Source organism: Sphingobium fontiphilum, assembly GCF_014196635.1.
Lineage (GTDB): Bacteria > Pseudomonadota > Alphaproteobacteria > Sphingomonadales > Sphingomonadaceae > Sphingobium > Sphingobium fontiphilum.
In genome coordinates, this window is the sequence record NZ_JACIEB010000005.1 from 251,764 (window position 1) to 276,214 (window position 24,451).

Annotated in this window: 25 protein-coding genes; 9 read left to right on the top strand and 16 right to left on the bottom strand. The window is 64.6% G+C overall.

The window, feature by feature from the left end; all coding sequences use genetic code 11:
• Positions 1–68 precede the first annotated feature (68 nt).
• Positions 69–1,232, top strand: coding sequence for a sulfotransferase family protein (locus GGR44_RS12060; protein ID WP_183955830.1), 1,164 nt, complete (start codon positions 69–71; stop codon positions 1,230–1,232).
• Positions 1,219–2,406 (top strand): DUF1214 domain-containing protein, encoded by a 1,188-nt coding sequence (locus GGR44_RS12065; RefSeq protein WP_343052334.1) that lies wholly within the window; start codon positions 1,219–1,221, stop codon positions 2,404–2,406. Before GGR44_RS12060 ends, GGR44_RS12065 begins: the two co-directional genes overlap by 14 nt.
• 34 nt (positions 2,407–2,440) lie before the next feature.
• Here the strand turns inward: GGR44_RS12065 and GGR44_RS12070 are convergent, their stop codons facing one another.
• The gene (locus GGR44_RS12070) at positions 2,441–3,358 is read right to left on the bottom strand and encodes an LLM class flavin-dependent oxidoreductase (protein ID WP_183955831.1); all 918 of its coding nucleotides are present in this window, start codon (positions 3,356–3,358) and stop codon (positions 2,441–2,443) included.
• Positions 3,359–3,506: 148 nt separating this feature from the next.
• Between GGR44_RS12070 and GGR44_RS12075 the strand changes: the two genes are divergently transcribed.
• Complete coding sequence (locus GGR44_RS12075; RefSeq protein ID WP_183955832.1) at positions 3,507–4,316, top strand: SDR family NAD(P)-dependent oxidoreductase; 810 nt, start codon at positions 3,507–3,509, stop codon at positions 4,314–4,316.
• 27 nt (positions 4,317–4,343) lie between these two features.
• Here GGR44_RS12075 and GGR44_RS12080 read toward each other — a convergent pair whose 3' ends face one another.
• The 10 genes from GGR44_RS12080 to GGR44_RS12125 all read right to left on the bottom strand — a co-directional run bounded on the left by GGR44_RS12080 (position 4,344) and on the right by GGR44_RS12125 (position 13,286).
• Positions 4,344–5,264, bottom strand: coding sequence for a quinone oxidoreductase family protein (locus GGR44_RS12080; protein ID WP_183955833.1), 921 nt, complete (start codon positions 5,262–5,264; stop codon positions 4,344–4,346).
• Between the two features lie 98 nt (positions 5,265–5,362).
• Positions 5,363–6,589 (bottom strand): acyl-CoA dehydrogenase family protein, encoded by a 1,227-nt coding sequence (locus GGR44_RS12085; protein ID WP_183955834.1) that lies wholly within the window; start codon positions 6,587–6,589, stop codon positions 5,363–5,365.
• Positions 6,590–6,624: 35 nt separating this feature from the next.
• Entirely contained in the window at positions 6,625–7,233 is a 609-nt protein-coding gene (locus tag GGR44_RS12090; protein ID WP_183955835.1) for a TetR family transcriptional regulator, read from the bottom strand.
• Complete coding sequence (locus GGR44_RS12095; protein WP_183955836.1) at positions 7,230–8,042, bottom strand: SDR family NAD(P)-dependent oxidoreductase; 813 nt, start codon at positions 8,040–8,042, stop codon at positions 7,230–7,232. Before GGR44_RS12095 ends, GGR44_RS12090 begins: the two co-directional genes overlap by 4 nt.
• A complete protein-coding gene (locus GGR44_RS12100; protein ID WP_183955837.1) occupies positions 8,039–9,214 on the bottom strand; it encodes an NAD(P)/FAD-dependent oxidoreductase in 1,176 nt (391 codons plus the stop codon). Before GGR44_RS12100 ends, GGR44_RS12095 begins: the two co-directional genes overlap by 4 nt.
• A gap of 4 nt (positions 9,215–9,218) precedes the next feature.
• Complete coding sequence (locus GGR44_RS12105; protein WP_183955838.1) at positions 9,219–9,794, bottom strand: aromatic-ring-hydroxylating dioxygenase subunit beta; 576 nt, start codon at positions 9,792–9,794, stop codon at positions 9,219–9,221.
• Between the two features lie 29 nt (positions 9,795–9,823).
• Entirely contained in the window at positions 9,824–11,212 is a 1,389-nt protein-coding gene (locus GGR44_RS12110; RefSeq protein WP_183955839.1) for an aromatic ring-hydroxylating dioxygenase subunit alpha, read from the bottom strand.
• The gene (locus tag GGR44_RS17215; protein WP_425511316.1) at positions 11,181–11,549 is read right to left on the bottom strand and encodes a hypothetical protein; all 369 of its coding nucleotides are present in this window, start codon (positions 11,547–11,549) and stop codon (positions 11,181–11,183) included. Before GGR44_RS17215 ends, GGR44_RS12110 begins: the two co-directional genes overlap by 32 nt.
• A gap of 34 nt (positions 11,550–11,583) precedes the next feature.
• Positions 11,584–12,789 (bottom strand): aromatic ring-hydroxylating oxygenase subunit alpha, encoded by a 1,206-nt coding sequence (locus GGR44_RS12120; RefSeq protein ID WP_183955841.1) that lies wholly within the window; start codon positions 12,787–12,789, stop codon positions 11,584–11,586.
• 53 nt (positions 12,790–12,842) lie between these two features.
• Positions 12,843–13,286, bottom strand: a complete 444-nt coding sequence (locus GGR44_RS12125) for a nuclear transport factor 2 family protein (protein WP_183955842.1) — start codon at positions 13,284–13,286, stop codon at positions 12,843–12,845.
• Positions 13,287–13,604: 318 nt separating this feature from the next.
• On the opposite strand from GGR44_RS12125, the gene GGR44_RS12130 reads away from it, so the two are divergent.
• From GGR44_RS12130 to GGR44_RS12145, 4 genes are all read left to right on the top strand, one after another.
• The gene (locus GGR44_RS12130) at positions 13,605–14,480 is read left to right on the top strand and encodes a helix-turn-helix transcriptional regulator (protein WP_183955843.1); all 876 of its coding nucleotides are present in this window, start codon (positions 13,605–13,607) and stop codon (positions 14,478–14,480) included.
• A gap of 197 nt (positions 14,481–14,677) precedes the next feature.
• The gene (locus tag GGR44_RS12135; RefSeq protein ID WP_246344585.1) at positions 14,678–15,451 is read left to right on the top strand and encodes an SDR family NAD(P)-dependent oxidoreductase; all 774 of its coding nucleotides are present in this window, start codon (positions 14,678–14,680) and stop codon (positions 15,449–15,451) included.
• 19 nt (positions 15,452–15,470) lie between these two features.
• On the top strand, positions 15,471–15,980 hold the full coding sequence (locus tag GGR44_RS12140; RefSeq protein ID WP_183955845.1) for a VOC family protein: 510 nt from the start codon (positions 15,471–15,473) through the stop codon (positions 15,978–15,980).
• Positions 15,981–16,062: 82 nt separating this feature from the next.
• A complete protein-coding gene (locus tag GGR44_RS12145; RefSeq protein WP_183955846.1) occupies positions 16,063–17,124 on the top strand; it encodes an alpha/beta fold hydrolase in 1,062 nt (353 codons plus the stop codon).
• Between the two features lie 9 nt (positions 17,125–17,133).
• Here GGR44_RS12145 and GGR44_RS12150 read toward each other — a convergent pair whose 3' ends face one another.
• Positions 17,134–17,634: a nuclear transport factor 2 family protein gene (locus GGR44_RS12150; protein ID WP_183955847.1), complete on the bottom strand. Its 501-nt coding sequence runs from the start codon at positions 17,632–17,634 to the stop codon at positions 17,134–17,136.
• A gap of 130 nt (positions 17,635–17,764) precedes the next feature.
• Here GGR44_RS12150 and GGR44_RS12155 point away from each other — a divergent pair, with 130 nt between their 5' ends.
• On the top strand, positions 17,765–18,574 hold the full coding sequence (locus tag GGR44_RS12155; protein ID WP_183955848.1) for an SDR family oxidoreductase: 810 nt from the start codon (positions 17,765–17,767) through the stop codon (positions 18,572–18,574).
• A gap of 57 nt (positions 18,575–18,631) precedes the next feature.
• On the opposite strand, the gene GGR44_RS12160 is transcribed toward GGR44_RS12155, so the two are convergent.
• The 3 genes from GGR44_RS12160 to GGR44_RS12170 form a co-directional block, all read right to left on the bottom strand.
• A complete protein-coding gene (locus GGR44_RS12160) occupies positions 18,632–19,687 on the bottom strand; it encodes an LLM class flavin-dependent oxidoreductase (protein ID WP_183955849.1) in 1,056 nt (351 codons plus the stop codon).
• A 175-nt stretch (positions 19,688–19,862) separates the two neighbouring features.
• Complete coding sequence (locus GGR44_RS12165; protein WP_183955850.1) at positions 19,863–20,945, bottom strand: aromatic ring-hydroxylating oxygenase subunit alpha; 1,083 nt, start codon at positions 20,943–20,945, stop codon at positions 19,863–19,865.
• 18 nt (positions 20,946–20,963) lie between these two features.
• Positions 20,964–21,920: a Rieske (2Fe-2S) protein gene (locus GGR44_RS12170; protein ID WP_183955851.1), complete on the bottom strand. Its 957-nt coding sequence runs from the start codon at positions 21,918–21,920 to the stop codon at positions 20,964–20,966.
• A 71-nt stretch (positions 21,921–21,991) separates the two neighbouring features.
• On the opposite strand from GGR44_RS12170, the gene GGR44_RS12175 reads away from it, so the two are divergent.
• A complete protein-coding gene (locus GGR44_RS12175; RefSeq protein ID WP_183955852.1) occupies positions 21,992–22,726 on the top strand; it encodes a TetR/AcrR family transcriptional regulator in 735 nt (244 codons plus the stop codon).
• A gap of 2 nt (positions 22,727–22,728) precedes the next feature.
• Here GGR44_RS12175 and GGR44_RS12180 read toward each other — a convergent pair whose 3' ends face one another.
• Positions 22,729–24,297, bottom strand: a complete 1,569-nt coding sequence (locus GGR44_RS12180; RefSeq protein WP_183955853.1) for an FAD-dependent oxidoreductase — start codon at positions 24,295–24,297, stop codon at positions 22,729–22,731.
• Positions 24,298–24,451 lie beyond the last annotated feature (154 nt).

Consider the following 24,451-nt stretch of genomic DNA (forward strand, 5'->3'; position numbering starts at 1 on the left):
CGGCAGGGCAGCTTCGGGTCTGTAACGCGCGGCGTTGATGTAAAGCGATAACAGAGGATCCCGGAACTATGGCAAGCGTGGTGGAAACCGACCTTTCGGCGCTCGATGCGGAAGCCCTGCTCGATCAGTACCCTTTGCCCGCCTACTTGCGCGAGAACGTGAAGCCGGGGCTGGAGATGATGATCCGGTCTGCCGCGGAGATGACCGATCTGAACGCAAACGGCCGCGCCCGCGTGCTGTTCCAGATTCACGACGATCTGGGGCGGCTCAAGCAGATTGCCGATGACCGCGCGCGCTTCCCCGAAATCGCCGAGGTGGAAATCCGTGAACCGCTGTTCATCGTGGGGTTGCCGCGCTGCGGCACCAGCGTGCTGCACGCCCTGCTCAACGAAGACCCCGATGTGCGCGCGCCGCTGCAATGGGAAATCGCCTACCCTTCGCCCCCGCCCGAACGCGCCACCGAAAAGACCGACCCGCGCATTGCCAGGTACGATGCCTATCTGTGGGAACAGTTCGGCGGCGATCCCAAGGAACTGCTCAAGGGCCATCCTCTAGGGGCGATGATCCCGCAGGAATGCGGCTCGTTCATGACCACATCGTTCCAGAGCAGCAACGTGTGCATGCTGCAGCGGCTGCCGCGCTTCTACGAATGGTTCAAGGGCATCGACGCAACGTTCCGCTATGAAGTGCACAAGATGTGGTTGCAGCATCTGGGTTGGCGCAATCCGCGCAAACACTGGGTCGTCAAGATTCAGGAGCACATGTACAAGATGCGCGAACTGCGCACCGTCTATCCCGATGCCATCTTCATCCAGCCGCACCGCGATCCGACGCAGGTCGTCGCTTCGATCTCGCAGCTCATGTACGTGATCCGCAGCCCGGCCTACGATGAACCGGGCAAGGAAAAGATCGGGCGCGAGTTCCTCGATCTTTGGACCGACGGGATCGAGGCGATGATGGATTATCGCGCCGCAACCCCGGACTTGCCGATCCACGACATGCGCTTCAAGGATCTGATCACCGACCCGGTGGGGACGATCCGCAAGGCCTATGCCCAGTTCGGCCGCGAACTGAGCGACGAGGGCGCGCAGGCGGCGCTCGACTGGCTGGCGGAAAACCCCTCGGACAAGCACGGCAAGCGCAGCTACAGCCTGGAGGAGTTCGGGCTGGACGAAACGACCGTGCGCGCCCGTTTTGCCCGTTACACCGAGACGTACCGTGACTTCATCTGATACGGCGGGGCTGCCGCAGTGGGCCGATTACCTCGGCACCTTGGCGCGGGCGGATAGCGTCCTTGACCTGCTAGCGGACCCGGCCGATCCGCTGGCGCGGCAGGAAGCCTACCGGCTGATGTTCATGGCGCTGGCCGCCGGATTTCAGAGCACGTTCGTCGATCCCGATCACCCGGAGTTCGTCTGTTCGGTCAGCAATGTGATGAACAGCGTCGGGGTGAATCCCGATTTCATTTACGGTTCGGCCTCGATCCGCGGGGAGGGCGCCTACCGCCTCAGCGGAAAGCGCGGCGGCGGGGTGTTCGTGTTCTTCGACATCAACGCCGGGTCCATCGGCGTGCTCGACCAGTTCGGCCCTTCGGTCGGGTTCATCGACCTTGATGACTGCACGCTGGGCGCCGATGGCAGCTTCGATATCCTGTTGAGCGCTGAGCGTCCGGCGGGCCATACCGGCGACTGGGTGCGCCTTGACCCGCGCGCCTGCAACATCGCGGTGCGGCGCGGGTACTACAACTGGGGCGAAGAGGAAGAAGCGAAGATCGCCATCGAACGCGTCGATCGGCCGATCGGCCCGGTGCGACTCGACGCGGCAGAGATCGCGCGGCGGCTTGCGGCGCTTTCGGGCTTTGTCGAACGCTATGTCGGGTTCGCCATGAACTATGGCGCGCGGCAGCGGGCGCAAGGCGTGGTCAACCGTCTGGAACATGATGACTGGGCCGGGCGCGGCGGGGTTGCGGGCCAGCACTACTATCAGGGCATCTACGCGCTGGAGCCGGGACAGGCGATGATCGTGGAAACCGACCTGCCCGAAACGGTGCGCTACTGGAACATCCAGCTCAACGATCCGCTGTGGAACACCATCGACTTCTTCAACCGGCAAAGCAGCCTCAACGCCGCGCAGGCCCGACTGGACAGCGACGGGCGGTTCCGTGCGGTGATTGCCGCCGCCGATCCGGGCGTGCCCAACTGGCTCGATTGCGGCGGGCACCTGACCGGGTCGATGATGCTGCGCTGGACGCAGGCAAGCTCAGGCCCGGAACCGCGCCTGCGCATTGTCGATGCCGCCAGCGTGCGTGATCACCTGCCCGCCGATACGCCGCGGGTTTCGGTTGAGGAGCGCCAGCAGATGCTGCGGCGGCGGGTGCGCGCGGCGCAGTGGCGCCACCGCTGGTAGCGCCTGCGGCCCGCCGGGTGCGTTTCGGGGCGGTTCAGGCTACCTTCGGGATCACCTCTGCGCCAACCCAGCGCAGGAAGTCGAGGTACTCCTCAAGGTCGCGCAGCGGCGGCAGCGGAATGTTGGTTTCCGTCACGCCGCGTTCGGTCAGCCAGCCGCACAGGTCGATCGCCTTTTGCGCGTCCCAGCTTCCCACGATGCCGTCTGCGCCGGTTTCAACGTGGCCTTCGCCGATGCGCATCGATTCGATGGGGAAATAGAGGCCCAGCGGGCGGCCATCATATTCTGGCTGGGACCGGATGAAGTCCATGATTTCGGGGAACTTTTCCGGCTGGCTGAAGGCTGGCTGCCAGCCATCGCCCCACTTGGCCACGCGCTTCCACGGCTCCTTGCTGTCGCCGCCGAACCATAGCGGGATGCGCCCCTTCACCGGTTTGGGTTCATAGCGCACATCGCGGAAGCGCACATACTTGCCCTCGAACACCGGGTCGTCTTCGTACCACAGCGCCAGAATCGCCTGGACGTATTCGTCCATCATCTTGCCGCGTTCGTGGAAGGGCACGCCGAGCATCTCGAACTCGTCCTTCAGCCAGCCGACGGCGACCACCGGGATTGCCCGTCCTTCGCTGTACCAGTCCAGCGTGGACCATGCCTTGGCCTGCACGATGGCGTGCTGCAGCGGCAGGATGGTGATCGAGGAAGACACGTGGATCGTGTCGGTCATCCCCGCCACCGCCGAAAGCGCGCCGGTGCCGTGGTGCCAGAACGCCCCGCTCAGCGCGATGTGATCGATGGGAATCAGGAAGTGTTCGCCCAGCACCGCCCGGTGAAAGCCCAGCGTATCGACAAGGCGCATCACGCGCTTGACCTCCGCCGCGCCCAGCCCCTTTTCCCACGGCTGGCACAGCGCGGGGATTTCCAGCGTGCGCGGAATCGCCATGTTGATCTTCATTGCGCCTCTCCCCTTCGTTTCCGTGCGCGAAGTCTGCCATGCCGCGCGCGCAGCGGGCCTGTCCGCGGGCAGGCGGCGATGGCCGGCGAGCTGTCCAGACTGACCGGATCAACCGCGCCACGGGGTGCGACGGGAGAGGGGTTCGATCATGGATCTGGGCATTGCAGGGCGCCGCGCGCTGGTCGCGGGTTCCAGCAGCGGCATTGGCGCGGCGATTGCCGCTGCGCTGGCGCGCGAAGGAGTGGAGATCATCGTCCACGGGCGCAGCGCGGCAAGCGCGCAGGGCGTGTGCGATGCGATCACCGCAGCGGGGGGCAAGGCCACCGCGTTGCTGGCCACGCTGGACGATCCGGCAGCGGTTGCCGGGCTGGCGCAGGCGGCGCTGGCAAGCGGGCCGGTGGACATCTTGATAAACTGCGCGGGCGCGGCGTCCGAGCCGCACCGCTGGTTCGATGCCCCCGCCGATGCGTGGCAGCGCCAGTTCCAGACATCGACCTTCTATGCCGTGCAACTGATCCAGGCGTTGGTCCCGGCGATGCGCGCACGCGGCTGGGGCAGGGTGCTCAACGTCAGCAGCGGCGCGGCCTATCGCGCAATGCTGAACCATCCCGAATACGCCGCGGCCAAGCTGGCGCTCCATTCGATGACGGCAACGCTTTCGGCGGAACTGGGCGATAGCGGGGTGCTGGTCAATACGCTGGTATCCGGGCCGGTGCTGACCCCCAACACCCAGGCATCAATAGAGAAGAGCGCCGCCGCGCACGGCTTTACCGAAACCGGCGCGGCGCTGGAAAAGCGCGTGATTGCCGAAGTGTGGCGCGCGACGATCCCGCTTGCCCGGATGGGGCGCGTGGAGGAACTGGCGGATGCGGCCTGCTTCCTCGTGTCCGAACGCGCGTCTTACATCACCGGCGCGGCGCTGCGCGTCGATGGCGGTTCGGTGGGCGCGATCGCCTGATCCGGCAGGCAGGCCGCGCTGCCCCGTTCAGAGCGTGATGACGATCTTGGCGTGCGGGCTTCCGCCTTGCGCGGCCCAGGCATCGGCGGCGCGGTCAAACGCGAACAGCGCGGTATCCACCGTCAGCCCCTTGCCGGTGGCCATGGCCATCAGTCGGTCGAACGCGGCGCGCCGTTCGGCGACGGGGCGCTGGCCGGTGCCCACGCCGATGTGGCTGCGGAACACCAGATCGCGCAGCGATAGCGCCACGGTCGGCCCGGCCTGCACGCCGATGCTCATCATCCGCGCGCCGGGGCGGGTGGCGCGCATCGCGGCTTCGGCGGGCGGGCCGTAGACCACGTCGAGCACGACATCGTAGCCGCCGTTCGACACGGCCTTGAGAGCCGCCTCGTCATCGCCGGTGCCCAGTTGCGCCGTGGCATCGGCCCAGCCGCGCGCAACCATCTGCGCCAGCCGGTCTGCGCTGCGCGCTGCGGCAACGACATGGCCTGCGCCCATGATCCGCGCGATCTGCAAGGCAATCTGCCCGACTGGCCCGGTGGCGCCAAGGATCAGTACGTTGTCGCCCGGTTTGATCCCGGCCTCTTCCAGCGGGATCAGCGCGCCGGTGCCCGAAATCGCCAGCGCGATCACCTGATCGTCGGCCAGCCCGGCGGGCACCGGCCAGACTTCGCTTTCGGGGACCAGCGTGGTCTGCGCGATGGCCCCGAACGGCGCCATGGCGTGCCCGAAATAGACACGGGCGCCATCGGCCAGCGTGCCCACGCCTTCGCCGCCCGGCACATAGGCATCGGTGACCGGGCCGAAAAAGCCCTTGGCCCGCATCAGGTCGGTCGGCCCGATCCCGGCGCCGGCCACGCTGATCAGCGCGCAGCCTTCCCGTGGTGCGGGCGCGGCGTAGTCGGCCAGCGTGAAGCGGCCGTCGGGTGTGATGATAGCGGCTTTCATCGGGCGGTTCCGTTGTGGCGTGTCGGTTATGACGAGGCTCGAGAGAAAAGGGGCCGCCCGGCGCGAGGTGCGCGGGCGGCCCGGACCGGGTGTTCCGATCAGTAAGCGCCGGGCGGGGAAATGCCGTCAGCGCCGGTCAGGTTGCGACCGTAGATTTCATACCCGATGGTCGGGATGTTCTGGATGTGGCGCGTGGCCATCGAAACATCGCGCCAGTAGCGGTTGATCGGCTTGTCGAGCGCGAAGGCCGAAGAGCCTGCCTGGAACATGGCCGATTCGCTGGCGGCGTGGACCAGTTCGATCATCTGCGCCCCGGCGGCGCGGTGCATCGCCTTTTCCTCCAGCGTGAACTCTTCGCCCATCGCCACGCGGTCGAGCTTGGCGGTCAGATCGAACAGGATCAGCTTGGCGGTGTTGACCATCGCGGCCGCTTCACCCAGGTCGCGCATATAGGCGCCCGAATTGGTGCGGGTGGTGATGAAGGTCGTCAGGACCGGCTTCTTGGGCGCTTCCGCAGCGATGATTTCGATCATCGCTTCGACCGCGCCGATAAGCTGTGCGATGCCGGTGGTGCGCACGACGGGCACGGCGGGCAGCAGATCCGACGGGGCGCCGAAATGGCGCTTGGTCGGGTCGATCTGGCCGGCGCGTTCGTTCATCAACACCATCTGGCTGTCGGGGATGAACACGTTTTCGGCAACGGCGGTGTCGGAACCGGTGCCCTGCATGCCAGAAACGAACCAGCTATCGACGATGGTCATCGAATCCATCGGCAGGTAGCACATGTTGATGCCAGGAACGACCGGGCCATCATAGTCTTCAAGCACCACGCCCTGCTGCGCCCAGGTGGACTGGCGCGAACCCGACATGTACGGCCACTTGCCGTTGATGATCCAGCCGCCATCGACCTTGCGCGCCTTGCCCGGCGGGTTGTAGGCGCCGCACACCGGTTGCGGGCCATCGGCAAACACCGCGTCCTGCACGCCATCGGGCGCCAGGCTGGTGATCCATGTGGTGCCGTTGATGATCTGCATCACCCAGCTTACCGCCGGATCGCCCTTGGCGATTTCCATCTGCACGCGGCAAAAATCGGTGGTGGAAAGGCCGACGCCGCCAAGGCGCTTGGGCACCAGCAGTTGCAGCAGGCGGTTGTCCTTCAGCGCCTTGTCGACCGCCGGGGTCGGCGCGCGCAGTTTTTCCCCTTCGGGGGCTTCACGCTGCAACAGGGGCCGCAGGTCGCGCGCGATCTGGACAAAGCCGTCCGCTACGTCCTTCGAGGCAAAGCCAGTCGCGTCATCGACATTAAGCTTGGCAATGGTGGCCATTGATCCATCCTTTCTTCTTCTTTTCGTCCGGCACCTTAGCCGACAGTCTGCAGCGCCCATTGCAATATGTGCTCGGGCGATTCATTCCAGATGCGCATCCATTTGTCGTCTGCCGGGATAACCAGCGTGCTGAGTTGCAGCCGGACCAGCGTTTCGATCAGGACATCGCGGTTGATCGGTTGCCCGACCTTGCGTTCAAGATAATCCAGCGTCGGTTCCAGCGCCTCGCGCACCGCCGCCTGGTGGCGGGCGAAATGGGTGCGCAGAAACTCCAGATGGAACGCAGGTTCCACTTCAAAGATCCGGTCCGGGGAACGGTCCACGGTAAAGTGCGCAAAGAACTGCATCACCGCGCGAAACCGTTCGACCGGGTCTTCGATGCGGTCGGCAACTTCGGTGATGCCCTGTTCGAAGCTGGCGCAGACATATTCCGAAACCGCCGCCAGCACATCTTCCTTGGAGGCGAAGTAGCGGTACAGCGTGCCGCGTGAAACGCCGCTGGCATCGCTGATGTCGCGCATCGACAGGCGGCGCGCGCCCACAGTGCGAATGGCGCGCAATGTGCCGTCCAGAATCTTCTGGACGCTGGCATATTGCTCGCCGACGGCGGTGCCGCCCCATTCGCCCTGTGGTAGCAATTTCACCCGGCAGCCTCCAGTTCCTGAAGATTGTGCGGCACGCTGACATAGCCCGGCAGGTGCTGCCCGCCGTCCACGTTTATCAGTTCGCCGTTCACGAAACGCGACATCTCCGATGCGAGAAATACGACCACGGGGCCAATATCGTTTTCAGGGTCGCCCGCCCGCTTGAGCGGGTTGCTGGCCGTGGCCATTTCAAGGAAGCCGGGCACGTTTTCCGCCAGATCGGCAAAGACCTGGCCCATGCCGGTCGGGGCGATGGCGTTGGTGCGGATGTTGAAACGGCCCCATTCCACTGCGGCCGACCGCGTCAGCCCCAGGATCGCGCCCTTGTTCATGTTGTAGTCGCTGTGCAGCCACGCGCCGGTCTGCGCGTCGATCGAATAGAACGTCACGATCGAACCGCCGCCGCGCGCCTTCATGTGCGGGAAGGCCGCGCGCATCGCCCACCAGCTTCCGAAGGTGCCGATCTTCAGCGTTTCGTCCAGCATTTCGTCGGTCTTGTGCTCAAGCAGCACGTTGGGCGAAAGCGCCGATGCGTTGAGCACCAGCGTATCCAGCCCGCCGAACTCCGCCACGGCGCGTTCGACCATGCCGACGACCTGCTCCTTCACCGCCATGTCGGCCGAAATACCGACCGCGCGCACGCCGAACTCTTCGCGGATTTCGGCCGCGACCCGTTCGGTGGCCGCGCCATCGCGTCCGGTGATCAGCAGGTGCGACCCTTCGCGGGCCATGCGGCGCGAAATACCGTGGCCGAGTCCCTTTGCGCCGCCGGTGACGATGGCGACTTTGTCCTGCAACAGGCCGGTCATGCAGCGGGCTCGCGCAGGGCTTCGATCAGCAGCTTATCCATCTCCATCCTTTCCTGGCAGCGATCGCGGGTCAGCACATAGCCGCGCGTCGCGCCGTTGGTGTCCACGAACAGGTATTTCAGCCCTGCATCGTCGTCTTCGGCCAGTTGCCATTGTCCCTCAACATCGCCCGGTTTGGGAAGCAGTACCAAAGGGTATGTCGTTGTTTTTACCTGCACCGAAAGCGTCGGGAAACGGATATCGGTCGGCGTGCCGAGAACGCCCGGCGCGATTGCCCGCGCGGCGGCCATGATCGGCGTAACATAGGCGGCAAGGCCTTGCGGATATTGCGCACAATCCCCGATGGCGAAAATGTCGGGATCGCTGGTGCGGCCGGTCTGGTCCACCTTGATGCCACGGTCCACTTCCAGACCAGCATTGCGGGCAAGATCGGTATTCGGGCGCAGGCCCACCGCGGAAAGCACGACATCGGCAAGGATTTCGGTGCCATCGTCGAGCACTGCGCGGATGCCCTTGTCTCCAGCCTTGTGAATGGCCGCGACCTTGCGGCCCAGATGCCATTCCACGCCGTGGCCGGCCAGGGTATCGCGCACCACATCGCCCACCGGCGCCGGGACGAGCTGGGCCAACGGGTGGCCGAGCATGTCCACGACCACGGCCCTGTAGCCGCTGGTGACAAGATCGTTGGCGAACTCGGTGCCGACCAGCCCCGCGCCCATGACCAGCACGCGCGCGCCATCCGGCAATTTTTCCCTGAATTCGCGATAATCGTCAAGATTGTTGACAGCCAGCGCCCGATGCGCGGCATCGCCGTCGATCGGCGGGCGAACCGGATCAGCGCCCAGCGCCAGCACCAGCCGATCATAGAAGATCGGCCCGCCAGTGGTCAGCAGAACCTTGCCTTCGCGGTCGATCCCTTCGGCAAGGCGGCCTGCGCGCAGATCGAGCTTGAGCTGCGCGGCCATCTTCTCGGCCGCGGTGGTCACCAGCGTATCGGCCACCTTGCCCTTGGCCAGGGCGGTGGACAGCGCGGGCTTGGAGTAGAAGTGCCCGTCATCATGGGTGACGAGCGTCAGTCTGGCGTCCGGCGCGAGCTTGCGCAGCTCACGCAGGACGCCGTACCCCGCAAGACCACTGCCTACAACGACAACATGCGGTGCAGTCTGGGCCATCGGATTAGAGGAAGATGGCCAGGTTCGACATGCCCAGCGTCGACTGGTCGACGATGATCTCGCGCCGGGCCAGCTTGTAGGCACCGCCGACAAGCCGCCAGATGTCGCGCCGTTCCGCGCTGATCGTTTCGTTGTGCGCAACATCGAAACGGCTGCGCTCGACGTAGAGATAGCTCGACACTTCGTATTCGCCGGCCGCTTCGCATTCCGCCACGCGGGTATTGGTCACGAAACGACGGGTGCGCGAGGGCGGATCTTCGGCCCACGCGCTCTTCGAAAGGCGGCCGGTGCGCATCAGGATCGACTGATAGTTGTCGTCGAAATGCATCATCGTGCGCATCACGTCGCGGTCCTTGTTGGGACCGTTGCGGGTCAGCCGAACGGGCGCGGTGTAGATCAGGTCTTCTTCAAGCATGGCCAGCCAGTCGTCGAAGCGGCGCTCGTCCAGAGCGGCGGCTTCGTCGTAGAGCGTTTCCAGGATGCGGTTGTAGATTTCCGAGCCGAGCGGAACCCGGTTCTTGGAGACAAGGCCCCGCATCACGCTTGCCTTGTCGACAGCCGCGGTCGCGTAATTTACCATTATACGTCCTCTCTAGAGACTGCCGGCGCTCACGCTTCGGCCATCAGGTTGTAGTAGGCCATCCACCAGTTCCACTGGGTATCGTCCTTGGTGAAGCCGGGATAGAGCAGACCGCCGCCCTTCCAGCCTTCGGGACGTTCGTGCCCGTGCAGCGCCTGATATTTGAGGGTGATGTCCTTGCTGACCACGCCGCGCGCGTTGCGCATGATCTGCGGCCAGGTGTCGGCATCGTCCTGTTCGATGACGCCCGACGTGCCGGTCTGCTGGATGCTGTTCTGCAGCATGTCGCGCTTCACCTGTTCGGGGGCATCCTTTTCCGCGAAGATGAAGTTGACGAACTCCACCTTGTCCGGCCCGCGCGGGACGTATGTGTGCAGCGCCAGTGCGCCCGACGAACCGCCATCGGTGCGCGGTGCGAAGATGAAGGCCACGAGGATGTTCGGGAACAGGCCGCCGACCTGCGGCGGGATGGTGGCGAGCTGTTCGACCTGATCGGGCGACAGGTTGTTGAACAACTGCGGGATCAGTTCCTTGGTGATGCCCGGAGGCGGCAGCATCTGCAGGCGTTCCTCGACCGACTTGCCTTCGAAGCTGATGTCCGAGAACATCTTGAAGGTCTGCGCCGCTTCGAGGCAGCGCAGCGAGTGGCCCTGTTCGCAGCTCACGTCCACGCCGTACATGCCCGGCGCGTTGTCGTAGATCGATTCGGGCGTGCCGCCCATCACGCCGCCTTCCATCAGCGAGCGATGGAGCGTGAGGGTGTGGAAGCCGTCCGAACCGGACTGTTCACCGGGAATCTTCCAGTTGCACGGCAGGATGAAACGCTGCGGCGGGCCAAGCAGTTCAAGCCCCGAATCGGTGCGGCAGAAAAGCTGGTCGAGATAGTATTTCATGTCGCCGAGGTAATCGTCGAACGACGGGCCATCGATGTTCCAGGTGGCAAAGATCAGGCCGCCGTAGACTTCGACGCGCGCCTTCTTGAGGCCCAGCTTGTCCTTGGTCAGAAGGTTGCCGTGCATCTGCTCCTTTTCCACCGGCGCACCGATGAAGCTGCCGTCCGGGCGGAAAGCCCAGCCGTGATAGATGCAGCGGTGGGCATGGGCGTTGCCCGCTTCGGCGGTGCACACCTTCATGCCGCGGTGGGGGCAGACGTTGAGCGAAACATGGATTTCGTTGTTGCGGTCGCGCGTGACGATGACCTGGTCTTCACCCATGTCGCGCACCACGAAATCGCCAGCATTGGGGATTTCGGTGTCGTGGCCAAGCAAAAGCCACGTCTTGGCGAACACACGCTCCATTTCGAGCTTGTACAGCTCTTCATCGCTCATCACCCGCAGGGCAACTTCGTAGGAGTCCCGCTTGACCAGATCGTCAAGTGTCGCGCCGTCAGACAGCGTGAAAGTTGCTTTTTGCAGCATGATCCTCTCCATCGGAAAATTCAGTAATGTGCTTGTACATGTTGAACCAAAGGTGTTCAACATGTAATTGGTGCCCGGAGAGGAGGAACGCATGTCCAAACGCTTGAAAGTTGTAATCGATAAGCCCGCATGTTGCGGCTACGGCGTCTGCGCCGAAATATGCCCGGAGGTATACAAGCTCGACGAGAACGGCATCGTCTATGTCGATGACGAAATCGTCCCCGAAGGCCTGGAAGACCGCGCCCGCGAAGGCGCCGATGCCTGCCCGCAGGCCGCGCTGGCCATCGTCGAAGCCTGATTCGCTGCGCCATTTCGCAAGGGAGGCCGCGGCCGGCATTGCGCCGCCGCAGCCTCCTTTTTGCGTTGTGGCCTCAGCGCTGCATCTGCCCGGACAGCACTTGCGCGACGCGCTGCGATTCGGGAATCGCGTCTGCGCCGATACGGCGATCGACCTCTTCCTCAAACCAGTAGAGCGCGCGTTCCTGGTAGCCGAATCGCAACTGGGGAATCGTGCCCTGTTCCAGCGATTGCTGGATCGAGCGGAACAGGCACAGGTCTTCGGACAGGATGTTGCGCACGATGCCGTTCATCGCCTGCCAGTGTTCGCGATCCGCGTCGCTGTCCACGTCCCAGCCCATCAGGCGCACTTCCATGATCGACTTATCCGGCCCGGCGGGCCAGAAAGACTGCAGCGAGAAACCGCCGGGGTCGAGCGCGAAGAACGTGTTGGGGAAGGTCGGCAGCGCGATGGTGCACTGGCTGAACACGTCGGCCACGTCATCGGGCTTGTACAAGTCTGCCTCGAAGATCGTGTTGCCCTTCTTCTTGCGCGTGGCAAAGCGCATGTGGCCGTTGGCAAACAGCGCAACGACGAAGCTTGGCGAATCGAGGTAGGGCGCGATCGATTTGGCGTGGACCGTGGCGACGTGGTAAATTTCCAGGAAATTGTGCAGCGCCAGCTTCCAGTTGCAGTCCATTTCGATCAGCAGGCGTTCCTTCACAACCATCTTCTCGATCGGATAGCCTTCCTTCTGCGGCGCCTGCGGCGCCATGAAATCGGCCAGCGGTTCGGCCGCTTCGTCGAAGTTGATGAAGATGAGCCCGCGATCCACTTCGCAGCGCACCGGCAGCAGCCCGTTCTCGGCCTTGTCGAGACAGGTGAAATCGTGCTGATCGGGCACCGATTTCAGTTCGCCTTCCAGCGAATAGCCCCAGGCGTGATAGGGACACACGAAGCGCATCGCCTTGCCCGAATGCTGCAGCAGCAGGGCCGAGCCGCGATGGCGGCAGGCATTGTGGAAGGCGCGGATCGCACCGTCCTTCCCGCGCGAGATGATCACCGACTTTTCGAGCTGCTCGAACAGGAAGTAAGAGCCGGGTGCGGGCAGTTCGGAAACATGGCCGACCTGCAGCCAGGCCCGCATCCACAGGCCGTCGTGTTCCAGCTTCGCAAAGCCGGGATCGGTATAGCGCGATGCCGGGATCGGCGGGAGATAAGGGAAATCGTCCGGGTGTTCGGCGCGGATAAGCTGCGCTTCCATGGTCCGGCGCAAATGTTCCAGAGTATCGGTACGCATTGTACGGCTCCTGGCATTGGCGGCCGGGGAGGGTGCCCCGGCCCGGGGATCGATCAGGCTTCGGCCATGCGCGATGCGGCCGGATCATCGGGGGTGACCGCGCTGAAGCAGCTTTGCGCCAGATAGCTGCAGCTATATTCGCGCACTTCTGTGAACTTGCCGTCGCGCAGCTTGAACACGAAGTGGTAGGCGTTGTTGTAGCGGCGGCCGTTTAGCATTTCCGAATCGGTTTCGGCTTCCACAGCCACGCGATCGCCCTCGGCGGTCATGTCCACGATCTTGAGCTGGATCGGCGATTTCAGCACCGTCGACATCGTCGAAGGCACCTTCGAGAACTGTTCGCGGTTCCATTCGTACAGCAGCCATTCGGGCTGGCGGGCCATGGTCACGAACAGGAAATCTTCGTTGGTCGTGGCCAGAATCGCCGCTTCGTCGCCGCGGTTGACCGCTTCGAACCAGCTCCGCACGACGGCCTTGTTTTCTTCGATACCCATCATCCACATCCCTCGTTTTTGCCGCGCGCTTGAACGGCGGTCATTTGTTGTCGGGCCGGACGCAGACAGGGCTGCGGGCCGCGATCGCCAAGGAATCGGCAGGGTTCCCCGGCGCCGCAGCAAAGCATGAACCTGCTTTCGAGATTCTCGCCTATCCAAAGGAGGGGCACGGGCGGCAAGCGGGTGTGGTTCGTGCACCAAGGATTGCGGCGGGCGGCCTTGTGGCTGTAAGCTGCGGCCGCAGTCGGCCAGTGCGCGCCGGCGCGACAACAGAACGGCCGGGCCGCGGTAGCACGGGGTCAAGGCCGGGAGAGGCATGGCATGGCAAGTATCTCGGCAGTGTACGATGTGCCGCAGGTCAGCGGGATGGATTGCAGCGTCGCAGGACGCATGGTCCTGCCCCGCGCCACGGTGGAACTGCACCACTACCGCTTCACCGGGCCGCAGAGCGGGGTGTTCCGGTCGGGGCGCGGTTTTCTCGATCTGGCGCTGTCGCGTCGTCCCGGTGCGCCGATCGGTCATTACACCGCCGCCCCGCGCAGCGATCCGATCCCGATGGGCGAGATCATCTTCATCCCCGCCGGGCAGGATCTGGAAACGCGCTGGGGCGAAGGAGAGCAGCGTTCGATCTGCTGCGGGTTCGAGGCGCTGGTGGGCGATGATCGCGACCTGCTGGCCGATGAAGCCGCGCTGGAAGCCTCGCTCGACGTGCGCAGTCCGCAGGTGCGCGATGCCCTGATGCGGCTGGCCTGCGAAATCGAATCGCCCGATTTTGGCAGCGCCTTGCTGGCCGAAGCCCTGATGACCGAAGTGCGCGTGCAACTGGCGCGCTATTTCCGGCGCGCGCTTGGCGGGGCAGACGGGCCTTCGCGGCTCGATCAGGGGCAATTGCGGCGGATCGACGAGGCGATCGAACAGCCGGGGCCTTTGCCCAGCGTGGCCGATCTGGCGCGGCTGTGCGATGTCAGCACGCGGCATTTCTTCCGGCTGTTCCGGGTTTCCACCGGGCAGACGCTGGCCAGCTATGCGGCGGAGCGGCGCATCGCGCGGGCCAAGGCGCTGTTGCAGCAACGCCAGCCACCGATCAAGGAAATCGCCTGGCGGTGCGGATTCGAAACCCCGGCGGCTTTTTCCGCGGCGTTTCGCAAGGCGGTGGGCACGACGCCCAAGGTGTTCCGCCAGACCGTGCGCTCCTGACCGGCCGCACGGGCGCACATCTGGGATGGTCAGGTCCGGGCATTTCCGCAACCGGGCGGTCGCGCAATAGTATTGGCTGTAATCAATGGGAGTTTTCCCTTGGGGTTTGCCCGGTGTGCGCGCCACAACCGGCGCAAGGGCGGCGCTGGCGCTGCCGATCGAAACGGTGACGAGGAGAGGCGGCTATGGCGGCAGGCATGTTTGATCTAGCGGGCAAGGTGGCACTGGTCACCGGGGCCAATTCGGGGCTGGGCTTTGCCTTTGCCCGCGGGTTGGCGAAGGCGGGCGCCGATATCGTCATCTGGGGCCGCCGCGCCGACAAGAACGAAGAGGCCGCCGAAAAGCTGCGCGCGCTCGGCGTGCGCGTGCTGACCGAAAGCGTCGACGTGCGCGACGATGCGGCCATTGTCGCCGGGGTGGAACGCGCGGTGGCGCATTTCGGGCGGATCGACATTGCCGTGGCCAATGCCGGGATCGCCACGCAGGTGCCGTTCGTGGACATGGACCGCAAGGCCTACCGGGAACTCATCGATGTGAACCTCGATGGCGCGGTGTTCACGCTGCGCGCCGTTGCAAAGCATATGGTGGACCGCGCGCTGGCGGGCGATCCGGGCGGTTCGCTGATCATCTGCGGCAGCGGCTCGATCGCGCAGGGTGTGCCGACGCTGGCGCACTACGGCATCGCCAAGGGCGGGCTGAACTCGCTGGCCAGGGCGCTGGCGGCGGAACTGGGGCCGCACGGCATCCGCTGCAACGTGATCGCGCCCGGCTTCATCGAAACCGAAATGACCTTCGCCGACCCGGAGGTGGGCGAAATGATGGCAAAGCGCGTTTCCGAACGTGTTCCGCTGGGCCGCATCGGCCAGCCCGACGATCTGGAAGGCGCTACCGTCTATCTTGCCAGCGACGCCTCACGCTATCACACCGGCGATACGCTGGTGATCGACGGCGGCAAGCTTTACGCCAACTGAGCGCGAAAGGACCACGATCATGTTTGCCCGCCCGAACAGCCAGCACAGCCAGGTGGCCTACGTCACCAACGATCTGGACGCCGCGATCGAAGCCTTCGGCCGCGAATATGATGCGCCCGCCTTCTACACCTTCACCAACGCCAATTCCGGTTCGGACGAGAACGGCGAACAGTTGCGCATCGCGCTGGCCCGGGTGAACGGGGTAGAGATCGAACTGATCGAGCCGATCGGGAATACCGCGCCGGTGTTCAGCGACGTGCTGCCCGGCGGGGATGAACTGGCGATCCGTTTCCACCACATCTGCTTCCGCATCGACGGCCCGCTGGAAAACTGGGATGCCCACATCGCCACGCTGGATTTCGACCGCCACCCGATTGTGTTCAAGGGCGCCTTGGGCGAGATGATGCGCTTCATCTATACGGACGAGCGGCGCACGCTTGGCCACTATGTCGAGCATGTCTGGCTGGCGCCGGAAATCCTTGCCCAGATCCAGGGCGCGACGCCAGCCTACCCGCCCGCCCGCGCCTGAAGCCCAGCGCCTCAGGCGCGGGCCTGTCCTGAAGCGTTGATCTGCGCCATCAAACCTTAACCTGCATTGCCGGAGACCTGCCTTGCGTGACCCTGTCGAACTGACTGTCGATGTAACCGACGCCGTGGGAATCGGCATGGCGGCGCACACTGCGCTAACGGTGTTTCTGCCCGACGACGGTGCTCTGGCCGATCCGCCGGTGGTGTGCTTTGCCTTTCCCGGCGGCGGCTACAACCGCCGCTATTACAGCTTCGATATGCCCGACGGGACCGGCGGCGGCGAGGCTGGATACCATACCGCACGCGGATGGATCTTCGTCGCATGCGACCACCTCGGCTTTGGCGAATCGACGATTCCGCCCGATGACCTGCTCGATCTCGATGTGATCGCGGCGGGCAACGATGCGACGGTGCGGCATGTCATGGCCCGCATCGCGGCGGGCACGCTGGTCGAAGGGCTTGGCCCCGTGCCGGATGCTGCCTGCCTTGGCATCGGCCAGTCGATGGGTGGCTGCTTTACCGTGGTGGCGCAGGGCAACCACGAAACCTTCGATGGCATCGGCGTGCTGGGCTACAGCGGCATCCATACCGTGGTGCCCACGCGCCCCGGCCAGCCGGCGGCGGCATGGCCGTGGATCTCCCGGCGCAGCAAGCTGGCCGCGCCGAAAATCTACAACCTGGCGCAACTGGCCGCTTCGCAAGGCCCGCAACTGGGCGATGCCGAATCGCTGCAGAAAGCGGCGCAGGCTGGCGAACATCCGTTCCAGTGGTCGTTCCACTATGACGATCAGCCCGCTGACATCACGGCGCTCGACATGAAGGCATCGGCGGGGCTGGTCGATCCTCTGCCGGAATGGCGCTCGGCCACGACGCCCGCGTGCGGGGTCTACATGGTCGCGCCCGGCGCGGTGGCGCTTGAAGCGGCGTCGGTCCGCGTGCCGGTGTTCATCGGCGTGGGCGAACGCGATGTTGTGCCCGATCCCTGGGCGGAACCCAAGGCGTTCAAGAGCGCGGTGGACATCCAGCTCTACGTTTGCCCACGCATGGCGCACATGCACAATTTCGCCCACACCCGCACCCGGTTCTGGGCGCGTATTCACAACTGGGGCGAAGGCGTGGCCGCGCAGCGCGCGCTGGCGGGGTAAGCGCCCCGATCAGCCGCCGATCTCTCCCAGCGCCGCATAGGAGGGGTCGGCGCAGTCGCGGCTGCCGCCGAACGCGCCCACCAGCGGCGGTCCCGCAGTCACGATTTCGTCCATGTCCTGCACATAGTCGCGGTGGTCGATCGCCCAGCGCCCGGCGCGGCGCGACCAGCGGTCGATGTACCGGCCATGGACATTGCCCTGGCGCAGCACGCCGTTCTGTTCGAAGCGCAGCGTGGCGTGGACATAGGCTTCGCTGGCGGCGCGGTCCCCGTCGAGCGCGATCAGGACATTGGTGATACGGTGAACATGGGCGACCATCTGTGCATGGGTGGTGCACACCCAGTCGATGAAGCCACGCCCGGTCCCTTCGAACATCGCACCATAGCGCGCTGTTCCTTCGGGGTGCCACACCGCATAGCCCAGATCGCGATCGATCCGGTCCATTGCGCGGGCATAGTTGGCCAGTTGTTCGGCAATCGCCAGCCTGTCGGCGGTTTCGTTCGGCTGCATGTGGCATCGCTCCCGTCTTGTCGGCGCACAATGATCGCGCCGGTTCGATGTCACCCCTGACCGATGGCAGGTGCGGGGCACGGCCTTTAGCCGCCCACTTGCCGACACAAACATTTTTTGGGAGAGCGGCATGGATCTGGGAATTGCGGGAAAGACCGCGCTGGTTACCGGTGGGACGCATGGCATTGGCCGGGCGATTGCCGAAGAGCTTGGCCGCAACGGCTGCAACGTGGTGGTCGTCGCGCGCGGGCAGGCGGGAATCGACGAAACTGTTGCCGCTATCCGCGACGCCGGGGGCGCCGCAGGCGGGGTCAGCGCCGACCTGACCGATCTGGACAGCTATCCGCGCATGGTTGCGGAAACCGCCGCGCTCTTCGCCGCGCCCGACATCGCCATCTTTTCCCCTGTAGGGCCGCCATCGGGCCGGTTTGACGCGATGACCGACGCCGATTTCCAGACCACGTTCGATAACGTGGTGCGGGCCTTTGCCCATTTTGCCCGCGCGGTTACCCCGGCGATGAAGGAACGCAAATGGGGCCGCATCGTCACGGTCGGGTCGGGCCATGGCCGTCTGCCAGGGCGTCGCGCGACGCTGGGCTTCGATTATGTGCTCGCCAACACCCTGCGTCCGTCGGCGCTGGGGTTGAGCCGCAGCCTGGCCGACGAACTGGCCGAGTTCGGCATTACCGTGAACACCGTGCCGCCGGGCTTCATCGACACCGGCGCACAGTACGAAGCGTTCTTCCGCGAATGCGCGAAGGCTGTGAACCAGACCTACGAGCAGTTCATGGCAGGGTTGATCGACCGCATTCCGATGAAGCGGTTCGGCAACCCGGATGAGGTGGCCAGCCTGTGCGCCTATCTGTGTTCGGCGCGCGCCAGCTATATTACCGGCCAGTATATGCTGGTCGATGGCGGGCGCATGGAAATCTATTACTGAGCGGGCGCCCGCCCGGTGCCCGCGCAAGGACGGGGGCACCGGGACAGCGCGGCCGGATCAGCCCTGCGCCTTGGCCGCCGCGACGAGCTGGAACAGCCCGCCATAATAATACATCAGCTTTTCCATCGACAGGTCGCGGTAGGGCGTCATCGGGGCGAGCGAATCGACTACGTCCCAATATGGTTCGATCTGTTCGAGCACTTCCTCGACCGAACCGCAGGCGCAGAACGCCAGCACCATTTCATCGGACACATTGTGCGCCACCTTCGACACGTCGCCATGGTCACCCAGCGCAAGCTGGCAGGCGCGGGCCTGATCGCCAAAGCCCTGCTTTTCGAAGAACGGTTCGTACTGCTTGTAGCCGGAATAGGCGGCAACTGTGGCACGGGCGTCGTCGATCGCCTGCTGCTTGTCGGGGTTGATGGCAATCCACGGCCAGGCGTTGATTTCGATATCCTCGCGTTTGCGGCCGTGCTTGGCCAGCGCGGCTTCGATCACCGGCTTTTGCACCTTGGAGGTGTATTCGGCCGACCACAGCGCGTGGACCATCAGGCCATCGGCGATTTCGATAGCCAGATCGGTCATCTTTTCCTGCAAGGCGGCGATCCAGATCGGAATGCGTTCGCGCACCGGCGGCGCGGTCATCATCATTTCCTGGAAATCGGCCTTGAAGTACTGGCCTTCGTAGGGGTCCAGCCCCTTGTGTCCGTTGGCGATGATATAGCGCACCACATCGACGATTTCGCGCAAGTGGCCCAGCGGCTTGGTCTTGGGCATACCGTACATGCCTTCTACCGCGGAGGGGATGCTGCTGCCCAGCCCCAGGATGAAGCGACCGCCGCTGATCCGGTCCACGTCCATCGCGGCATAGGCGGTTTCGACCGGGCTGCGGGTGCCGGCAATGGCGATGCCAGTGCCCAGCTTGAGCGTTTCGGTGACGGTCGCCGTGGCCGCCAGCGGCACGAACGGCGGACCGTAGATTTGCAGCACGAATACGCCTTCGAAGCCGAGGGCTTCCATCTGGCGCGAGGTTTCGGTGAGCTGCGCGGCGGGCAGGACCGGCATCGTCCCCCAGAAACGGCGCGGTCCACCGGTGGCGTTGGTCTTGGGCATGTGTCGGGCCTCTCGTGAATGGGCAGTTTCTTGCAGGTTATGGCACCGGGATCATGCTGCAACATCTAGCAGCGCCGCGACCTGTCCTTGTGCGCAATAATTGTGCGCCCGGTTGATAACGCGCCCCGCTTCCCGGAATCGGGAGCGGGGCGCGCATGGACCGCCTGATCGGGCGTCAGAAGCGGAACAGTTCCTTGCGCAGGCCGATGATATCGCTGCAATCGGCGCTGACATTGTCGCGGTAGGCGAAATCGCCTTCAGCCTGGCGCTGGGCCAGTTCCATCATCAGCAGGCGGTAACGCTGGCCTGCCTGATCGAACCGCGAATGGAGATCCTTGCGCGGGTCGATATCCATATAGCGCGGGCTTTGCGGGTTGGTCATCGAACTGTCCTGCCGCGAAACCTTGTAGCCGGCCTTGGGCATGACATGGCGGAACATCAGGCCCGCGTTCGACGTGTTCATCACCATTTCCATGCGCGTGCGGTCCCGCGATTCGGGGGTGCAGGGATGGAACAGGGGCACATCGTCGCCCGGCGAGAAGCGCCCATAGGCAATCGCGCAGTGCGAACGCAGGTAGATGCGGATGACCTGGCGCACGTTCTGCGTCGGCTGGCGGATGCCGCTGAAGAACTTCATGATCGGCGCAACCGACTTGTTCACCAGCGTGCGCACCATGGTAATGGTTTCGCTGTCGTAGAAGACTTCCACGTCTTCGCTGTCGGACTTTTCATCGCCCACGACATCGGCATGGAGAAAGTCCGCGTGCGTCAGGTCGATCAGGTTTTCGAGGCTGATCGGCGCCGAACAATCGAAGCGGATCGTGGCGGTCATGTGCTTGGGCAGGCCGCCGTTGGGTGGCAGGAACGGCAGGCTGGGCAGGTGCGCAGGGTCGGCAGCTTCCGGGCGGCCAAACCAGCCCCAGATCAGGCCATAATGTTCGATCACCGGATAGCGGCCGTGCGCATCGGTATAGGGGCTTTTTTCGCGGGTGACGATTTCCTGCGGGTGGAACTCCGACGCCACGGCCTTGCCATTTTCGCGCCAGATGTAGAACGGGTGCGAATAGACCGCGCGGCGGACCGGCTTCTTGCCGATGGCGTGATCGTGGGCCAGCGGGAACCAGCTGTCGCGCATCACGATATCGTGCGGCACCCAGTTGTTCACCGCGTTGAGCGAGGGGCGCGGTGCGCGCGGGGCTGCGGTGGTTTCGGTGTGATCCGTATCCGAAGCAAAGGGGCGATCGGCGACTTCAAGCATGGGGGTCTCCTTGGAAAGTCAGGCGGCGGCCGAAACCGAAGAATCCGGCGAAACGGAAGGGTCAGACGAAACGGGTGTGGCGGGCAGGATCGCTTCGCGCAATTGCTGCGCTCGGTGCGATGCCGAACGGATCAGCACGCGCAGTGCCGCAGCATCGACGTTTTCACGCACCGCGAATGAACCCTTGAGCCGCAGAGCCAGCGCGTGGCGACCCTTCAGCTCTTCGCCCAGCCGCGCGCGCCAGCGCACTTGCGTGACGCCGCGCGCCGCCGCCACCGGCGCGATCTGCGCGGTCAGCAGGGTGCGGAAACTGTCATCGCGCAGCACGGCTTGGGTTTCGCCGGTATCGGGGCGGGTGCGGGTGATGAGGGTGATCGGGAACTCTGCCGTGGCATAGGACGGCAGGTGCAGCTTGCCCCACTGGCAGAAGCGTTCCATCACCAGCAGACCATTTTCCTCGCGCAGTTCGGACATCAGATACGGCGTGAACTGCACCCCGCGGATGTCCAGCACCAGGCCGGGATCATCGAACAGGGTATCGACCCATTCGCCCTGCGAAAGGCTGACGTGGGCCGTGCCGTTGAGCGGGAAGGTTTCATCCAGCACCGGGGCGGGCGGAGCCGAAGCCTTGTCAAGGTTGACCGAGACGAAACCGCCGCTTTCCGCCACGGCATAGGCAATGGCCTTGTACACCGGCGGAAACCGCTGCTCGTCCTTCATGTTCGGGATTTCTTTCAGGCGGCCCGATTCGCCATCATAGCTCCAGCCGTGATAGCCGCACTGCAGCCAGCCGTTGTCGCGCACACAGCCGCGCGAAAGCGGGGCGCGGCGGTGGGGACAGCGATCTTCCAGTGCGCGGGCAATGCCTTGCGCATCGCGCCACAGCACCACCGGCTGATCGCCGACATCGACGGCCAGCGGCTTGGCCGAGGTCACTTCCTCGCTACGCGCAACTTTCCACCAGGGACTCGCCATCAATTCAGTACCACTCTCCAGCAAAGGCCTGCAAATTGACATACGCCAATTTAAATGTCAACAATCGCCCCATGACCGCAGCAGACCCTGAAAAGCCCGTGGCATTGGCTTCCGGGCGCAAGGCGGCCCCTCGGCCGCGCGGCCGCCCGCCCGCCGATGCGGCTCGCGCCGTGCCCGAAGAACGGCTGCTGCACCTGGCCTTCGAAAGTTTTGCCGAGTTTGGCTATGAAGGCACCACGGTGCGCGAACTGGCCAAGCGGCTGGGCGTCAGCCACAACCTGCTCAACGTCCGCTTCGGATCGAAGGCCGATCTGTGGCGGCGCGCGGTGGACTGGCGCGTGGCCCGGTTTGGCGCGCCGGTCTTTGCCGTGTTCGAGCGGACCGACCTTGATCCCGAAAATCGCCTACGCCTGTTGGTCCATCGCTTTTGCGGCTGGGCGGCGGAAAATCCCAGCTTCATCAGTGTCAGCCATGCCGAAGGGCGGCGCACGACCTGGCGGCTGGACTATCTCGTTTCGCTTTACATTCGGCCGTTCAAGCACAGCCTTGACGCCCTGTTCGCGCAAATTGAGGCGACCCGCCCGATGCGGCCGATTTCCTCGTCGGCGTTCATGGCCATGCTGGTACAGGGCGTGGGCTTCTATTTCGCCTCCACTCCCATGCTCGAAGCCCTGGGCGTGGCAGACGAATCCGCCCCAGAAGCGATCCCGCAGCGCGTTGCCGAGTTTGCCGATACCTTGCTGGCCGGGGTGCTTGGCCCGGCGCCGTCCGTCCTGGAAGATCGCCGGGCCAGCGCGCCTGCCTGATCCTATTTGATCTGGCGCAGGATGCGCTTGGCGGCGATCTTGCCGGGCAGGCCGGAAATGCCGCCGCCCGGATGCGCGCCCGCGCCGCCGATGTACAGCCCCGGCACAGCAGGCTTGGGGTTGCCGAAGCCGGTGGCCGGGCGGTTCTGGCCGGAACGCAACGAGCCGAAATCAATGTGCGTCACGCAACCGTTGGTGGCGTTGAGCCGCTTTTCACGCTCGCGCGAGGTTTCCACGAAGCGGCCCACTTCGGCATCAAGGCCATCATAATAGTCCGACATCTGCGCGATGATGTTGGTCATCGTGCGGTCTTTCAGCTCCTGGCTCCAGCCTTCGCGGGCATCGACGGCCATCGCCGGGACATAGATATAGGCAAGACCGCCGCCGGGAGGCGCCTGCGTCGGGTCGGTGTTCGACAGGGGCGTGATCGACAGGGCGATTTCCTTGGGAATATCGCCGCGCCGTGCCGCTGCAAAGCTTTCGCGCACCTGTTCGGGCGTGCCAATGTAGCCCACCGCCTTGTTCAGGTCCGCCTCGTCATGGCGCAAGTCCTGATGGCGCTTGAGCGTCAGCGGCTTGGACAGCGCGAGGTTGGCGAGGAACGGTGCCGCGTTGGAACGGTTGGCCGGGGCGTGCTTGATGCGTTCCAGCAGGCGGCGTTCGACCTTGCCGGGCGTGGTCATCGCAAAGGCGGTGCGCGGATCGCAACTGGCGACGACTGCCTTGGCCTTGATTACCCGGCCATCTTCCAGCCGCACGCCGCGCGCCGCGCCATCGTCGATGATGATTTCCGCAACCGGGGCGTTGAGCATGATCTTCGCGCCCGAAGCCTCGATGCTGCTGGCAAGGGCGTTGGCGAAGCTTTGCAGGCTGCCGATCGGTTTGCCGGTGCCCAGCCGGTGCAGCGTGGCGAGGATCATGTAGGCGGCGCCGTTGCCATCGTCATCGACCGGCCCGGCGCCCGCTGCGGTATTGGTCAGCAGCGCGATGTTGGCGGGGTGCTGGAACCATTCGCACGCGATCTGGTCCGCCGTGCCCGATGCCAGCACCTGCAGGTCGTTCTTCAGCCGCACGTTGCGCACAAGGCTGCCGACCATCGCGCTCAGATTCTTGAAGTCGGGACGGCCCGGCTCGGCCTTCATGATCGGGAAGCCGATGTCCATCAGCGCGTTGAGCAGTTCGAGGAACTTGAGATAGTTCTTCCCGTCCTGCGCGTTGAGGCGTCCCATGTCTTCTGCCGTGCGCTGGGGATCGCGGAACAGGCACACGCTCGCGCCCGACGGATCGAGATAGGCATAGGTGGGATCGGGATCGACCCAGCGCAGGCCGTGCTTTTCAAGCTCCAGTTCCTCGATCAGCCCGCTGCCGCGCACGAACAGCAGTTCGACCGCGCACGGGGTGACGAGGTGGCTTGGCGCTTCGGGGATCATGTAGCCGGCGCTGGTCATGCCGCCGACCTTGCCCAGCCGTTCGACCACGATCACGCGCTTGCCCGCACGGCTCAGATAGCCGGCTGCGGCCATCCCGTTGTGCCCGGCGCCAACGACGACGACATCTGCTGCTTCGGTCACCTCTTGCTCTCCAGCAACCGGAACGCAGGTAGGGCGTCCGGCATATTTCCCACCATGATTGTTGTGCGAACCGGCGCGCGCCTTCCATAAGACAGGTCATCGGGAAGGCTGGACGCTGTTTTGAGGAACCGCGCCGCCGCGTTCCGGCTGGAAT